The sequence below is a fragment of the Anabaena cylindrica UHCC 0172 genome, from assembly GCF_034931625.1.
Classification (GTDB): Bacteria; Cyanobacteriota; Cyanobacteriia; order Cyanobacteriales; family Nostocaceae; genus Anabaena; species Anabaena cylindrica_A.
Window position 1 is genome coordinate 1 of the sequence record NZ_JAYGGY010000099.1, and the last position, 16,188, is coordinate 16,188.

12 protein-coding genes are annotated in these 16,188 nt (G+C 38.5%); 8 read left to right on the forward strand and 4 right to left on the reverse strand.

Going from position 1 to position 16,188, the window contains the following annotated elements; genetic code table 11:
- The 3 genes from VB713_RS22120 to dnaK all read right to left on the reverse strand — a co-directional run.
- Positions 1-2,723, reverse strand: a 2,723-nt coding sequence (locus tag VB713_RS22120) for a CHAT domain-containing protein (RefSeq protein WP_323313662.1), incomplete at its 3' end; no start/stop codon positions are given.
- A 358-nt stretch (positions 2,724-3,081) separates the two neighbouring features.
- Positions 3,082-4,077, reverse strand: a complete 996-nt coding sequence (locus VB713_RS22125) for a J domain-containing protein (protein WP_323313663.1) — start codon at positions 4,075-4,077, stop codon at positions 3,082-3,084.
- Positions 4,078-4,316: 239 nt separating this feature from the next.
- Positions 4,317-6,425 (reverse strand): molecular chaperone DnaK, encoded by a 2,109-nt coding sequence (gene dnaK / locus VB713_RS22130; RefSeq protein WP_323313664.1) that lies wholly within the window; start codon positions 6,423-6,425, stop codon positions 4,317-4,319.
- A 252-nt stretch (positions 6,426-6,677) separates the two neighbouring features.
- Here dnaK and VB713_RS22135 point away from each other — a divergent pair, with 252 nt between their 5' ends.
- The 4 genes from VB713_RS22135 to VB713_RS22150 all read left to right on the forward strand — a co-directional run bounded on the left by VB713_RS22135 (position 6,678) and on the right by VB713_RS22150 (position 12,122).
- Complete coding sequence (locus VB713_RS22135) at positions 6,678-7,526, forward strand: M28 family peptidase (RefSeq protein ID WP_323313665.1); 849 nt, start codon at positions 6,678-6,680, stop codon at positions 7,524-7,526.
- Between the two features lie 272 nt (positions 7,527-7,798).
- Positions 7,799-9,595: a sensor domain-containing diguanylate cyclase gene (locus VB713_RS22140; RefSeq protein WP_323313666.1), complete on the forward strand. Its 1,797-nt coding sequence runs from the start codon at positions 7,799-7,801 to the stop codon at positions 9,593-9,595.
- Between the two features lie 35 nt (positions 9,596-9,630).
- Entirely contained in the window at positions 9,631-11,094 is a 1,464-nt protein-coding gene (locus tag VB713_RS22145; RefSeq protein WP_323313667.1) for a site-specific DNA-methyltransferase, read from the forward strand.
- Between the two features lie 5 nt (positions 11,095-11,099).
- Positions 11,100-12,122, forward strand: coding sequence for an XcyI family restriction endonuclease (locus tag VB713_RS22150; RefSeq protein ID WP_323313668.1), 1,023 nt, complete (start codon positions 11,100-11,102; stop codon positions 12,120-12,122).
- A gap of 23 nt (positions 12,123-12,145) precedes the next feature.
- Here VB713_RS22150 and VB713_RS22155 read toward each other — a convergent pair whose 3' ends face one another.
- A complete protein-coding gene (locus VB713_RS22155) occupies positions 12,146-13,051 on the reverse strand; it encodes a bestrophin family protein (protein ID WP_323313669.1) in 906 nt (301 codons plus the stop codon).
- 457 nt (positions 13,052-13,508) lie between these two features.
- Between VB713_RS22155 and VB713_RS22160 the strand changes: the two genes are divergently transcribed.
- The 4 genes from VB713_RS22160 to VB713_RS22175 all read left to right on the forward strand — a co-directional run bounded on the left by VB713_RS22160 (position 13,509) and on the right by VB713_RS22175 (position 15,819).
- Positions 13,509-13,826 carry a 2Fe-2S iron-sulfur cluster-binding protein gene (locus VB713_RS22160; protein ID WP_323313670.1) on the forward strand — a complete coding sequence of 106 codons (318 nt, stop codon included), beginning with the start codon at positions 13,509-13,511 and terminating at the stop codon, positions 13,824-13,826.
- Positions 13,827-13,933: 107 nt separating this feature from the next.
- Positions 13,934-14,116, forward strand: coding sequence for a hypothetical protein (locus VB713_RS22165; RefSeq protein WP_323313671.1), 183 nt, complete (start codon positions 13,934-13,936; stop codon positions 14,114-14,116).
- A 51-nt stretch (positions 14,117-14,167) separates the two neighbouring features.
- Complete coding sequence (locus tag VB713_RS22170; protein WP_323313672.1) at positions 14,168-15,202, forward strand: DUF3326 domain-containing protein; 1,035 nt, start codon at positions 14,168-14,170, stop codon at positions 15,200-15,202.
- A 35-nt stretch (positions 15,203-15,237) separates the two neighbouring features.
- Positions 15,238-15,819, forward strand: coding sequence for a CPBP family intramembrane glutamic endopeptidase (locus VB713_RS22175; protein ID WP_323313673.1), 582 nt, complete (start codon positions 15,238-15,240; stop codon positions 15,817-15,819).
- Positions 15,820-16,188 lie beyond the last annotated feature (369 nt).

Sequence of the window (16,188 nt, forward strand, 5' to 3'; positions counted from 1 at the left end):
GCACCATTTATATCACCTTGGGTGGCTTTTAATCTTGCCATTTCGTGGAGTGTGGTAGCCTTACTCCGCACATCGTTGATGCTTTCGTTAATTTCCAAAGATTGTTGATAAAAAGCGATCGCACCATTTATATCACCTTGGGTGGCTTTTAATCCTGCCATGTTGTGGAGTGTGGAGGCTTTTTCTTTTAAATCATCCTCTGGGCAAAGATTTAAAGCTTGTTGAAAATGGGTTAGTGCTTCTTTCACCAAACCCAAAGTTACTTCTGCACTAGCGATAGTTCCTAAAATCCGGTAATCTGCCCCTAACTGGAGAATATCTCGGCATAGTTCCTCAGCTTCCAGATAGCGGCTACTATTCACCCAACGGTTGGCAATGTCATCACCCACAATAACGGCGATTTCTTGTTCTTGCGCCAACACCGCTAATCTGATAATTTCTCTAGCTTGTTCTTCATTGCGGTTATCTGTTTCTTCCCACCAAGTTTTATAAATCTTGTGGGTGGCTGTTTGGTAAGTTGTTTGCCATTCTGCTTCAGTTAATAAGGGTTGCAGCAACTGTTCTAAAATTGTCGTCACTCGATACTCTATACTTTTTCCGGCATACACCGTTGCTGATTCCACCAAACTCAAACTCATCAGTTTCGGCAAGAAACCTAACCTTCCATTTGAATGTAGGTTTTCAATAATTTCCCCCCGCACCGGCAACCGAAACACACTCAACCTAGCCAGAAACTTTTTTTCTTCTGCTTCCAACCCACTCAACAAAGTTTCAGCCAAAATATTTTCCCGAAATTTTAGCTGCACATTTTCCAACTTAGTCAACAACTCATCCGCAACTAAACCCGGTTGTTGCAAAACTTCCACCAACCACTTTAATAAACGGGGGTTGCCATCAGCAATTTTGAGAATACGCTGTTTTCTAACTGCTTGCTGAACGTCTTCTTTCCAACTGCGATATATTTTATTAATATCACCATCACCCATGCCCGCTAAACTTTCTAAATGCAAACGATGGGGTGGCAAAGTATCTGCTTTTAAATAACGACAAGTGACAATTAACCGACTTTCCGCTTGATTTTCTGCCAAAGCTGCACACACAGCCGCTAAAACTTGGTAAGCATCTGTAGTCATCCGCAGACTACCATCTTCAATATTAGCTGTGGGGATATTTTGTTCAAAATCATCCAACACCAACAGCAAAGGTTTGTCTAATTCATCTTCAATCTTCTCGAAAAAGTTTTGTAACCGCCCTTGCAAAGAAATTCCTGGTTCGTTTAACAAAGCAGGTACACCAGCAAACCGTTGATATTTATTCGCCAGTTTACCAATTAAGCCGATTTCATCCACGGGGCCAATTAACACTACCCGTTGAAAATTATCACGCTGCAACTGAACTCTAGTACACAATCGCGCCGCGAGGGAACTTTTACCCAAACCTCCCATCCCAGCAATAAATACACCAATTTGATCACTTGTTTGCCGTAAAGCCTTTAAACCCCGTTGCAAAGCCCTTCTACGTCCAACAAATTCTCCTTGACTGGCAACTTTAACGATGTTGTTTTCATCCAAAAATTCGTTTTCTGGGTGGCTAAATTTCAGCTTTTCTCGTTTCCTGGTGTTTAGTGGTGTCACCAGTTCGGCAATTGGGCGAGTATCTCGATAAATCCGCAATAAATGCCAGTCTGAGCATTTTTGGCTAATCATCTCCTGCTGTGCGATTTTTACCGCATCTTCTACCGTTGCCCCTGTCGCTAAAGCTTGATAAAGTGCCTGGGCTGCAATAATACCTGTGCGATCAAATACCGGACGCGCCCAACCTAAAACCACTGCTGCACCTGCTTTGACTAAGGCTTGTGCCATTGAGGGAACTGTGCCTTGGTTAGCAATTTGCCCAGTGTGACAACCAGACAGAAAAACTACTGGTGGAAACCCTTTTTTAAAAGCTTTCGCCAAATCTTCAACGGTAGTAAATTCTACATCTCCTAATTCATCTTCGGTAATAAAACAGGGTGTGTAATCTTTGATTTTCTTCCCTGCTGGCAATAAACTACTAAAATCTGCTTCTGTATAAATTACGGCGTGTCCCGTTAAATGAAATACATCAAAATAACCTTCGTCGTAGGAACTGACTAAGTTACCCAACTCTGCTACAGAACCGCTTTCTTCGACTACCAAAGCCAAAGGCTGTTCTTTTGTGGCTTGGAGAATATTTGTTTCTTCTTGTTCAAATTGTAGTGTTGCCACCCCAGGATGTTCTGGTGAAGTAGCCATAAACACTAACCGCAATGGGCGATTCTGCACACCTAAAGCGTTACGGTTTTCTTGTTTAACTTTTCTAACAGGTAAAATATTCAGTAATAGTTCGCGGTCGTCTTGTAATAATTCCCACGGTAAATGAGCTAAACCCAAGGCAATTTTTTGGGTATCTGAGTTTAAGCTTTGGGCTTCGCTAGTTTTAATTAAATCTAAATATATTCTTCTGTCAGTATTTTCAACTAATGCCCGCCTTAACCATCCTTCTTTACCATCTAACCAAGAGTACAGTTTGCGTCCAATTTCCTGTAATTGGTTGATATCATCCTTTTTTTGGCTATAGTAATCTTTTTCACACTGTTGAATCAAATTACCTAATTCATGGGTATCTAAACGCCGTGTGCCATAATCACAACGCAGTTCAAAGGTTTGGTTTTGGCTGGGGGCAAAGGTGAAGTTAAAAGGCATGGAGAGGCCGCACGAATGCTTAAGTGGTGATTATAGTTGCCTTCACCATGATACATTGGGTTTTCGGATTTTTGTCTCGCGTAGAGGCGCGGAGAGAGGAGGTTTTTTGATACTCTGTTTCTATTGGAAGAATATGGATTAAATGAACCGCGAAGACGCAAAGGACGCGAAGGAAGAAGGAAGAAGGAAGGTAATACCAATTTTATGTGAGGCTGCACATAATCCTGAAATCCATTGATTTATCTGTCTTTATCCGCGTTTATCTGCGTGCATCCGCGTTCAATTAAGCTGTTGTGCGGACTCGTGTTGATTTAGTATAATCTTATACTGTAAAGGAGTAGGTTATAAAACCTGATTGTTAAATTAAATCAGCACGGGGTTTAAAGGTTTCTACTTCCCGCAATTTTTCGTAAAGCTGTCTTTCTTCATCTGTAATATTTTTGGGTGTAACTATCTGAATTTCTACTAATTGATCGCCGCGTTTACCGTTGTCACCAGGATAGCCTTTGTTCGCTAAACGAAATCTTTGACCTGATCTGACTGCGGGGGGAATGGTCATTTTTACTGGACCGTCTAGGGTTGGTGCTTCTACTTGTCCTCCTAGGACTGCTTCACTGGGAGTTACGGGAACATTACAGAAGATATTTGCACCTTCTAGTTTAAATAATGGATGGGGGTCAACGGTAATTTTTAAGTATAAATCGCCGCCACCAATGCCTTGAGTTCGCAGACGGATGGTTTGACCTGTTACCATACCTGGTGGCATAGTTACTTCAAGCGATCGCCCATCTTCTAACCGAATGCGTTCGTTACCACCTTGATAAGCTTTTTCTAAAGGTAAGGTTAATCGGGCTTCTATGTCCCTGCGGGTGGTGCGGGGTGGGGTGTTAACTGTATAGGAAACTTTGCTTCTGGGAGTCTTAAACGGGTCGCTAGGAGTGGTAGTATCTGAGGTTTTTTTATTATCTTGGCGACTGCTGACACCAATTACTGTATTAATAAAACTTTCAAAATCAGGAAACTCGCTGGGGTCTACTTCCTGATTACTGCGACTGTTGGCACGATTATCTCCCCAAGCTTTGGGTTTTTGTGTTTGTTTGGCACCAGCAAAACCTTTTTGTTTCCAGTAGCGGCTAAACTGGTCATATTGCGATCGCCTACTGGGGTCGGAAAGGATTTCATAAGCCTCACCAATAGTCTTAAATTTTTCTTCTGCTTCTTTGTTACCTGGATTAAGATCAGGGTGATATTGCCTTGCTAACCTGCGATAAACCTTTTTTATTTCTTCGCTAGAGGCTTCTTTCGTTACTCCCAAAATCTCGTAATAATCCCGAAAATTCTGCAAATTTTGCATAGTTCAGTTATTTAAATTTAGATGTCACTAGTACCGCAGGGCGGAAGTCAAAAGTCAAAAGTTAAAAGTCAAAAGGAAGACAGCATAGGATTGTCGGAGATTTAGAATGGTTTATTTACGCCGTGCTGTACTAGTTTAGTTGTGCTTCTACTTATCACTGACGGGAGCAAATATTTGAATTTAGATTTTAGACTTAATACAGTTAATCCCCAATCTAAAATCCAAAATCTAAAACTACCTTAGAGCCAATCATCGTCATCATCCCAATTATCCTGGTAGCTGGGACGGCTTCTGCGTGGGGGAGGACTATCATAGGAGGAAGAACGATTTTCTCGACCATAGTCTTTGCCATAGTCTTTGGTACTATCTCTGCCATAATCCCGGCTGTAAGAATCTCGTTCCCGATAGGTATCTCTGGAAAAATCCCGTTCTCGATAGGTATCTCTGGGATAATCCCGTTCTCGTTCTTTTTCTTTATCGCCAGTAAAGATGTCACGGATAGCGCCAAATAGGTCTTCGTCTTCATCATCAGCATAATACTCTCGCACTTCCCTATTTAGCTCATACAGAGCATCTTGCAGGTCAGCGTAGGCTTGGTCAATACCGCGATCGTCATTATCTTTTAAACTTTCACGCAATTCTCGGCAAATATTGTCAATTTTTTGGCGACGGTTACGGGCAAATTGCATCCCCATTTCTAAGGCTACTTCCCTCAATTGCCGTTCTGCTTGCAAAATCAAGGCCTCGGAACGAGTGCGTTTTTCTACCCTTTCTTTCCGTTCTCTGTCGATGTCGGCATATTTTTCGGCATCTTGAATCATCCGATTCACTTCTGACTCGCTTAAAGTAGAAGCGCCTTGAATTGTGATACTTTGCTCTCTGCCAGTAGTCCGATCTAAAGCTGTTACCTGTAAAATACCGTTGGCATCAATATCAAATGATACTTGAACTTGGGGTATACCTCTGGGGGCTGGTGGGATGCCATACAGCTTAAACCGTCCCAAAGACTTATTATCTGTTGCCATTTCTCTTTCACCTTGGACAGCGTGGATTTCTACACTGTTTTGGTTATTTTCAGAGGTGGAAAAAATGTCAGAACGTCTTACTGGTATAGTTGTGTTGCGGGGAATCAGTTTTTTCATCACGCCGCCAATGGTTTCTAATCCCAAAGACAGGGGTGTGACATCTAACAGCAACACATCTTTGAGTTCACCTGCGAGAATACCTGCTTGAATAGCAGCACCAACGGCCACAACTTCATCAGGGTTGACGTTTTCGTTGGGTTCGATGCCAATTAAGTCTCGAACTAGTTGTTTTACCATCGGTATCCTTGTGGAACCGCCCACTAGTACAACTTCTTCAATATCTCTAGATGAAAGTCCGGCATCTTTTAGCGCCCGTTTAACAGGGGTTCGCACTCTGCTGATTAAGTCGGTACACAGTCCTTCAAATTGCGATCGCGTCAGGCGAGTTTCTAAATGCTTGGGACCATCCTCTGTGGCAGTGATGAAGGGTAAGTTAATATCCGTGACACTAACGGCAGAAAGTTCTATTTTTGCTTTTTCTGCTGCTTCCATTAATCTTTGCAAAGCTTGGCGATCGCGTCTTAAGTCTACACCTTCTACTTCTAAAAATTGCTCTGCCAACCAATCAACTATTTTTCTATCAAAATCATTACCACCTAACTGGGTATCTCCACTAGTGGCTTTAACTTCAAATATGCCATCACCTACTTCCAAAATCGACACATCAAAGGTACCACCACCCAAATCAAAAACTAAGATGGTTTCAATTTCTCCCCGATCTAATCCGTAAGCCAAAGATGCCGCAGTTGGTTCATTGAGAATTCGTAGCACATCTAACCCAGCTATTCTGCCCGCGTCACGAGTAGCTTGGCGTTGGGAATCATTAAAATAAGCAGGAACAGTAATTACAGCCCCAGTCACAACTTCTCCCAAATAGCGACTAGCATCATCTGCCAATTTCTTCAGCACCATAGCAGAAATTTCTTCTGGGGCAAATTCCTTATTTAATCGTGGACAAGCAACTTTAATATTGCCCATTTCATCTTTGCGGATAGTATATGGCACACGCTTGGAATCTGGGTTAAGTTCACCATATTTCCGCCCAATAAAGCGTTTAACCGCAAAAAAGGTATTTTGGGGATTCAGAACAGTTTGCCGTCTTGCCATCTGTCCAACTACCCTTTCCCCTTCTTTGCTAAAGCCAACGACTGAGGGGGTTGTTCGCATTCCTTCCGCATTGGCAATCACCACCGGCTTGCCACCCTCCATCACGGCGACTACTGAGTTGGTTGTACCCAAGTCGATGCCGACTACCTTGCCCATGCGTTACTCTTCTCCTAAGCGTTTCTTATACATTTATTATGATTAGGCGAGACTTCCTCTTGCTTGGCGCTCAATGATGAAAACCGCCCAATGCTATAATTATCACCATTAAATCAAGAATTGGAAAAATTTTAGCTGGAGGCGCTACTTGCTTGCACTAGGATAGCATTTGCAGTGAGGCAACAGGGAATCAGAAATAAGGAACAGAAAATAGGTCAGAATTTTACTAACCACCAATCATCAATCTTTAACTTGACATTAAAACAGCGATTAGAAAATCATTTACAAGAGATAGCACGAGAACGTGATCCCTATATGGCAACTGCGGGACATTTTTTTGTTCAAGAATACATTCGCCAACAATTTGCCCAATGGGGAAGTGTGGAAATCCACACCTTTCAAGTAGGGACTAAAAGCTGCAAAAACTTGATTTTAAATTTACCCGCTTCAGCAAAAAAGCAAAAGTTAGATTTACCACCTATTTTAATCGGCGCTCATTATGATGGCGTACCTGGTACAGTAGCTGCTGATGATAACGCTACAGGTGTGGCTGTTTTATTAGAATTTGCTAGAAATTTTGCCGCTGAACCAATTAAATATCCGTTGCGGCTGGTGGCTTTTGATATGGAAGAATATGGATTACTGGGAAGTGCTGATTATGCAGCTTTGTTGCGCGAACAAGGGCAAAGTCTACGCTTGATGATGTCTTTGGAAATGTTAGGGTATCGAGATTCTACCCCTGGTTCCCAAAGCTACCCTTCTCCTTTAGGACTGATTTACCCAAATCGTGGTGATTTCATCGGGTTAATTGGTAATTGGCGGACTTTGGGCGATTTAATGAGTTTAAGTCGCAGTATTCGCCAAGTTGGTGTACCTAGTCAATGGCTACCAGCACCGAATCGCGGTTTAATGGTTCCTCAAACTCGACTTAGTGATCATGCTCCTTTTTGGGATCAAGGTTATCCAGCAATGATGGTGACAGATACTGCATTTATGCGAAATCCAAATTATCACAAACCAAGTGATATTATTGCTAGTCTGGATTTAGATTTTCTCACTGGTGTATGTGAGGGTTTAGAAATGGGTATTAGGCGGTTGTAAATTTTTTTAATATTAAATAACAATATTCGACTCTTGTAAACAGTCGGGAATCTCAATCATATAAATTGGATTAATACTCCCTTTTCAGGATAAGATTACCCATCTAAACCCTGTCTACGTTGAAACCTATAGTTTTTTCTGTGGCGAAAACTCAAGTTTTCAAGATACATGGGGTATATTTCTTCTTTATTCCTTTTTATATGCACTTAATAACCACTTTTATATTCATTATCATTTACCTTACCATAGTTAATTTAAATAACATAAATCTCATGTTCTCTGATAAATTCAAATCTATTTTACAACTCATTGCTACAAAATTCATTGATTTAAGTTGTATTATTTTCAACTTACCTACTATTAGGCAATTACAAGCACAACTTCAAGAACAGAAGTTAGAAATACAAAAAAAAGAAGAAAAAGAGAAAGCACTATATAGAGTCATCAGTAAAATTCGTGCATCTTTAGATATAGAATCAATTTTTAGAACCACTACCAAAGAAACCTGTAAATTGCTTGGAGTAGAAAGGATTGCAGTTTATCGCTTTCATGAAGACTGGGGTGGAGAATTTGTGAATGATTTTGAGTTTGTTGAACCAGGGATTGATACTATTCAAATGATAGGAGAAAATACTGTTTGGAACGATTCCTATCTTCAAGAACATCAAGGTGGCAGATATCGTAATAATGAAACTCTTTATGTCGCAGATATATACGAAGCGAATTTATCCCAATGTCATATAGAAGTTTTAGAGCAGTTTCAGATTCGAGCCTATGCTACTGCACCAATTTTTGTGCGTCAAGAATTGTGGGGAGTACTATCAGCATATCAGCATTCTCAACCCTATAATTGGCAAAAATCAGATATTCAGTTTTTAACTCAAGTTGCCTCACAATTAGGTTTTGCTGTTCAACAAGCAGAAATGTTGACAGAAATGGAACAAAAAATTATCCAATTAAACCAAGCTAATCAAAGACAACAAATTTTATTTGATTTAGTTGTCAAAATACGTGAATCGCTAGATATGGAAGTTTTATTCAAAACAACAGTGCGTGAAGTTCGTAAAGTCCTACAAGTAGATCGTGTTGGTATTTTTAAATTTCATCTAGAATCTAACTACTATTCTGGGGAATTTATGGCTGAAAATGTTTTGCCCATGTATGATTCTGCAATTGCTGTAAAAATCGAAGATCATTGTTTTAGTAATAACTATGCCTTACTTTATCAACAAGGGCGTTCTAAAGTTGTCCCAAATATCTATGAAACTGAATTACATGAATGTCATTTGCAAATACTAGAACAATTTCAAATCAAAGCTCAAATTATATTCCCTCTGACTAAAGGAGATGAACTCTGGGGACTTTTATGTGTTCATCAATGTAGTGCAGCACGCTCTTGGACAGATGTAGAAGTTCAGTTTATCAAACAGTTAGCGACTCAGTTTAGTGTAGCTTTACAACACTCAGAACTATTAGAAAGTACTAAAATTCAAGCTCAAAAATTGGCTGATATCAATCAGTCCTTAGAAAAAGCTAATTCTAGTTTAGAACAATTGAGTAATATAGATTCTTTAACCAAAATTGCTAATCGTCGTCGCTTTGATGAATATCTGGCTATAGAGTGGCAACGACACCTGCGAGAACAACAATTTATGACTTTGATTCTTATTGATATTGACTATTTTAAACGCTATAACGACTACTATGGACATCAAGGGGGAGATGAATGTTTGATCCAAGTGGCACAAGCTATTGCTCTAATTCCACAACGTTCTATAGACTTAGTTGCGCGTTATGGTGGTGAAGAGTTTGCCGCAATTCTACCCAATACTAACATAGAAGGGGGATTGATCATTGCAGAGGTGATCAAAAATGCGATCGCTTCCCTGGCTATCACTCATCCTAAGTCAGAAGTGAGTAATTATGTTACTTTAAGTTTAGGTGTAGCTAGTATGATTCCTAATTTAGAAACTACTCCAGAGAGTTTAATTGCTTATGCAGATGAGGCACTTTATACAGCAAAGAGAGAGGGGAGAAACCGAGCGATCGCTCACACTTTAGTAGACTGAATTGGAGATAATTTCAAATATAAAATCATTTAATAATGTCTAAATTTATTATGCCTGTATTTTCTTCTTTAAGTACCAGAACTGCTCTTTATGAAAAATTCAAATCAAAGATTATTCATAATCCTTTTCTAGACAGAAATTTGGTTAGTTATCAAGGTAATAAACAAACTCCATTCTCTTCTTGGTTCAAATATAGAGAAGGATTCTCGGAACGGTTAGTTACCTATATTCTACAAACATTACAGCCAAAACCAGGAATACTACTAGATCCATTTTCAGGCAGTGGAACATCACTATTTACTGCAAGTCAATTAGGATGGGAAAGCACAGGAATTGAATTGTTACCAGTCGGTATTTTTGCTACTGAAGCTAGAATAATATCTCAGAGAATAAATACAAAAGAATTAAAAACTGTAATTTCTAAATTTCCAAAAATAGACTTCAGATGCTACTACAAGGATGTTTTTGCGTTTCATCATTTAGGTATTACTCGTGGTGCATTTTCTGAAATAAATGAAAAAAAATTAGTTGGTTATCTATCTTATTGTCATGATTTGATTACAGATGAGAGTATACAAAAATTACTTATATATACTGCTTTTTGTATTCTTGAAGATATTAGTTACACTAGAAAAGATGGGCAATATTTGCGCTGGGATTTTCGTTCAGGCCGTTCAAAAAGTAAACGTGAATTTAACAAGGGAGAAATTCTATCTTTTGAAGAAGCAATTCAACGAAAGCTCAAGCAAATTGTATCAGACTTAGAGTTAAGTTCCATACAATTAGATTTATTTTGTGATAATCAATTATCACAATTGGCAGATAGCAAATTTGGCAATTTAGAGAATTTATCACCTAAAATTTATGAAGGTTCATGTTTAAAACTTCTTCCTAATTTTCAAGATAACAGTATTGATTTTGTTATTACATCACCACCATATTTGAACCGATATGATTATACTCGTACCTATGCTCTAGAACTTGCTTTTTTGGGATGTGGTGAAGATAAGGTTAAAAATCTGCGTCAACAAATGCTGTCATGCACAGTTGAAAATCGTGATAAACGTACATATCTAGAAGAATACTATACAAGTAAAGAACGTTATAATGATTTCCTAAAAATAGATGCTATTTTTAAACAACAGGCTGCATTACAAGAAGTATTAATGATTTTAGAAAAAAACAAAAATGAAGGTAATCTAAATAATAAAAATATTGCCAGAATGGTACATAATTATTTTTATGAAATGTGTTTTGTAATCCATGAACTAAGTCGTATTCTTAAATCAGGTGGCATAATTGCAATAGTTAATGATAATGTCAAATATGCGGGGGAGGAAATTCCAGTAGACCTAATTTTATCAGATATTGCCGAATCTTTTGGACTGAGAACTAGATATATTTGGACACTAGGAAGAGGTAAAGGAAATAGCAGCCAACAAATGGGAAATTATGGACGAACAGAACTCCGTAAATGTGTTTATATTTGGGAAAAATAAATATCATGACAGATGAGGCAAGTCGTATCAACTATCGTTTACGTTCAACATTTTTTTATCGCAAACTCAAAGAATACAAAACACTATTTTTTCATGCGAAAATTTCTGCACTATTACCATTCAAGGATTTATATAGTTGGGAAGATTGGAAAAATTGGGGTATTGGAGAAGATGCATTTGCTTATATCAGTAACCATCCTGAATTGCAATTAATTCAAGTATTTTGCCATCCCAGGTTAATTCGAGAACACTCTTCATTATTAGCCTACTATCGCAATATAGCGGCAATTCCTCAAAAAGCAGTTCAGTATTTAGCTAAAGTAAATTTAAAGAAAATTGAAGCTGATGAAGAAAATAAATATATTTTAACAGAGGATAAAGCTTTAGTCCTTTCCCTACTATTTAATGAACATATATCGCTCATTATTGACAGTTCTATACAGAGTCTGACACAAGAAGAATTGTATGGCATATTACTAGCCTCGACGGGAGCGCAAATTGACGGTTCTTGGCGTAATGCTATTGGGGAAGAAGCTGAAAAAGTTGTACAGCGACTTCTCATCAAAGAGGCAAAGGAGCGTAATTTGCTTGCTGCTTTTATTCTACGTAATAAGGGTGTGGAAGCATACAATCCTGATCAACTTGACGAACAATTAGGAAATATAGAGGCTTATCGGGGTGTAATGTTGGCTAACCATACTTCTATACTTTTCTCCAGTGAGCCAGATATTTCACTTCTGAATAATCAAGGAACAACTGTTGGTGTTATTGAGGTTAAAGGAGGAACAGATCCTGCTGGCGCACTAGAACGATATGGTGCAGCTAAAAAATCGTTTGAAGAAGCATTGCGTATAAATCCAGAAGTCAAAACTATTCTTATTGCCAGTTGTATTACACCTGAAGTAAATAATCGTATTCAGAATGATCCCATAATTTCTGTTTATTTCAACTTGACAGAAATATTGAGTGAAAAATTACAAATATATGATCAATTTTTTCAAGAAGTATTTTCATCTCTACAGAAATGACTGGTGTCAACATAATATTTCAATTATATATCTTTTCTGTATGAATACACGCTAGGAGTCAAACTAATTAAATCATCAATGTTACGTTTCATCGTAGTACAAATATTATCTAAAGGTAAATCATTGGCATCATAACCGAAGGGATTTTCTATTTCTAAACCAATCGCTTCAATACCCAGTAATGTAAAGCTAACTAAAGCAGAAATAACCCCTGTCCACCAACCAAGATTTTCTACTATTTGAAATGGTAATAACAGGCAATATAATAATAATAATTGTTTAAGATGAATGGCATAGGCTAGGGGAATAGGTGTTTTTAAGATGCGTTCACAGGAGCCTAAATTATTAACCAAGATATTTAACAATTGTTGCAAAGATTCTAACTGGTAGCTATTTAAGCAATTGCGGTTGTATTGTTGTTGTAAGTAATCACTAATCCAGAAAGCTATTTCTAGAGGAGGATTATTCATTAGTTTGAGTTTGATATACCGAGAATTTGGCATTAATTCTTCTAATTCACTATTGATAGATTCGCTTCGTAAATGCAATTTTGTCGCTACTGCAAAAGCTACTAATAAATTTAAAGTATCAATTTTATGGTCTTGATCTTCTGCCGAAATTTCATCAACAGATACCCAAATTTGCCGTGCTAAATTTCGGACTGTATTGACTATAGAACCCCAGATTTTTCTGCCTTCCCAAAACCTTTCATAAGCTGTATTTGTACGAAAAACTAATAATAAACCCAAAACAATGCTAGGAATTACACTCCCTAAAATAGGTTGAGAAACTGGTATTTTAAAATAGTAAAGTACTGAAACTAAAAAGCCAAACATTCCACACCCAATAACTCGTAGATAAATGGCTGTAATTACGGAACCTTTAATCTGTAAAGCAATTTTAAACCATTGCAACCTTTCATTTGCCATGTAATTTTTCTCAATAAACTTAGATGTTTGGTGAATCTACAATTAAAAATAAATCCGTATAAATAATAATTTTATTCAGTTTTTATATTTAAGCAACGCTAACATACATCATCTGTACCCTGCCTAGACAGGGGCATGATGCTGCAAGTATAAGCGATATAGATAACTTAACTATTAAAAGAATATAATTTTAGGCATACGTACTTAGTCCAAATCAAGTAATTATGAGTTTAAGTAATTGTTAACATAATCAGGAACATATATTCTTAATGTCTAAAAAGCAAGCTTTCATAAGCTTGACTGTTTACGTGAATTTGCTTGAAAATCAATTTTCAGAATACCTGATTACCATATTATTTGCAAATAATTCTTTGATTAGCATTGCATAAGTTAACCATGCGTCTATATTATCAGATAAAATGAACTATTTGTCCGTTGGCACACTTGGCTGTTATATATGTCCAAAACTTACACCGTAGAAATTAACCACCAAGGCAAAATTCATGCTTTGCAAGTTCCTGAAAATGAAACTATCCTCTCAGTTGCTCAAAATTCTGGTTTAGATTTGCCAACTTCTTGTGGTGCTGGTGTTTGCACGACTTGCGCGGGTCAAATTACTGAGGGTAAGGTAGACCAAGCTGATGGTATGGGGGTGAGTCTAGAATTGCAAAAACAAGGCTATGTGTTGCTTTGTGTGGCTAAACCTCTTTCTGATTTAAAAATTGACACGGAAAAAGAAGACATAGTTTATCAAAAGCAATTTGGTAAAGACTAATAAACTGGGTAATGGGTAATATAATTTTACAAATTACCCATTACTCATTACAAATTACCAAAAAATAGCTGTATTCTAGAAATTACCAATACATCGGTTTGACTGTCATGACTACTCATTTTATTAGTGCTGAAATTGACCTCCAAGAAACTCCTACAGAATTGCAAAAAGCTATTGAAGCTGAATTAAAAAAACAAGGTGAACCCTTACGTTGGGCTATTACTTCTGTAGACGAGGAAGAGCAAAAGGCTACTGTGGAAGCTGTTGTAACTACGGCTAGTAATAAGTAATAAATAAAATTAGATGATTGTGGCGATTTATAATCGCCTGATCTAATAATTATGCAACGTCCATATACAGCGATTCTAATTATTCCAACTGGCATTGGGGCAGCTATTGGCGGTTATGCTGGTGATGCATTGCCTGTAGCTAAAGTTATATCACAGGTGTGCGATCGCTTGATAACCCATCCCAATGTCATGAATGGCGCAAGTTTATACTGGAATATTCCCAATGCTTTCTATGTTGAAGGTTATGGATTAGATAAATTTGCGGCTGGGGAATGGGGTTTGCGTCCTGTTCACCGTAACCGAGTAGGTTTACTTTTAGACCAAGGCATTGAACCTGAATTAATGCTGAGACACCTGCAAGCAGCAGATGCAGCTAGAGCTACCCTGGGGTTAACTATTACGAATCATGTAATTACAGATGCTCCATTGAACGTAGAATTACGTACTTCCACTTCCGGTGCAAGCTGGGGAACAATTGGCAACCCAGACAGCTTACTGCGAGCGGCGGAGATATTGATAAAAAAAGAACGAGTAGATGCGATCGCAGTTGTTGCTCGTTTTCCCGATAATATAGATGAAGAAGCAGCCCAAAACTACAGGCATGGTCATGGTGTAGACCCTCTAGCAGGAGCAGAAGCAGTAATTAGCCATTTATTAGTCCGCACCTTTCAAATTCCTTGCGCCCATGCTCCCGCCCTTGCACCAGCCTCTCCAGACCCCAATTTATCCCCCCGTTCCGCTGCTGAAGAATTAGGTTATACCTTTCTACCTTGCGTCCTTGTCGGCTTAAGTAGCGCTCCCCAATTTATCGTCAAAAGAGAAATTATTAATTCTTTACCAGCAGATATTTGGTCAGATCAAGTTGATGCTGTTATAGTACCTGCGAATGCTTGTGGTGGCAGCGCTCTACTGAGTTTAAGTCAGACACAATGCCAAATAATTACCATTGCAGAAAATAAAACCTTGATCCAAGTTCCTAACTCAGTCTTGGGAATCAAATCTATCAAGGTAAACTCATATTTAGAGGCAGTAGGTGTATTAGTCGCTCACAAAGCTGGTATCAATCCATCTGCTATTAGTCATTAGAAACTCATTACCAATTACCCATTACCAAAATACCTGTGGTTGAACAAAAAAACCAAGAGCCAGAAATTCCCTACCTCACACGCACCCAAGTACTTGTGGCTATGGGCGCGACTGCCATTATTTTGTGGATAGTCGCCAAGCTGTGGTTGCGCTTTGGTAACATTCCCCTATTTAAGTTGTATTGGCATCCAAGAGATTTATTTTTAGGCGTGGGGTTGAGTGTAATTATAACTGTTTTAAGTAGTTTAGCTTATCGCTTTTCTCTTCCCTATCGTAAAAGTGCAGATTACTATCTGAAACTCGTACTCAAGCCTTTAGCTTTACCAGATTTGATCTGGCTAGGGTTATTACCAGGTTTAAGTGAAGAATTATTATTTCGCGGTGTCATGCTACCAGCTTTAGGTGCTAATCATGTAGCCGTCATCGTCTCCAGTCTTTGTTTTGGAGTTTTACATCTGAGTGGTTCTGAACAATGGCCTTATGTGATTTGGGCAACTATCATCGGCATAATTTTGGGATATAGCGCCCTGTTGAGCGGTAATTTGTTAGTACCAATTGTGGCGCATATACTGACAAATTTGCTATCTAGCTATATGTGGAAAATGCGTAATTTATAGGTGATGCTCAGTAAGGTCTACTGAGAAACCCAAAAACCTATATATATCAATAGTTTGAAGGTTGAAAATGTAAATAAGGTGTAAGGAATAAGCGCTGACACCATCAAAAACCCATCACTTGACCAGATTCAAGACTATTCTTACCTCCTCTAATTCTTCCTCCTTCCTCCTTCCTCTAATTCTTCCTTCTTCCTTCTTCCTTCTTCCTTCTTCCTTCTTTCTCCTGACTCCTGACTCCTGACTCCTGAACTCCTGAACTCCTGACTCCTGACTCCTGAACTCCTGAACTCCTGAACTCCTGAACTCCTGAACTCCTGAACTCCTTCTTTCTCCTGACTCCTGACTCCTAACTCCTAGCCCTAAGTACTA

Bases quoted from the DNA above. Each gene is read 5' to 3' on its own strand.
- VB713_RS22125 (WP_323313663.1), bottom strand. From the start codon at position 4,077: ATGCAAAATTTGCAGAATTTTCGGGATTATTACGAGATTTTGGGAGTA.
- dnaK (WP_323313664.1), bottom strand. From the start codon at position 6,425: ATGGGCAAGGTAGTCGGCATCGACTTGGGTACAACCAACTCAGTAGTC.
- VB713_RS22140 (WP_323313666.1), top strand. From the start codon at position 7,799: ATGTTCTCTGATAAATTCAAATCTATTTTACAACTCATTGCTACAAAA.
- VB713_RS22145 (WP_323313667.1), top strand. From the start codon at position 9,631: ATGTCTAAATTTATTATGCCTGTATTTTCTTCTTTAAGTACCAGAACT.
- VB713_RS22150 (WP_323313668.1), top strand. From the start codon at position 11,100: ATGACAGATGAGGCAAGTCGTATCAACTATCGTTTACGTTCAACATTT.
- VB713_RS22155 (WP_323313669.1), bottom strand. From the start codon at position 13,051: ATGGCAAATGAAAGGTTGCAATGGTTTAAAATTGCTTTACAGATTAAA.
- VB713_RS22160 (WP_323313670.1), top strand. From the start codon at position 13,509: ATGTCCAAAACTTACACCGTAGAAATTAACCACCAAGGCAAAATTCAT.
- VB713_RS22165 (WP_323313671.1), top strand. From the start codon at position 13,934: ATGACTACTCATTTTATTAGTGCTGAAATTGACCTCCAAGAAACTCCT.
- VB713_RS22170 (WP_323313672.1), top strand. From the start codon at position 14,168: ATGCAACGTCCATATACAGCGATTCTAATTATTCCAACTGGCATTGGG.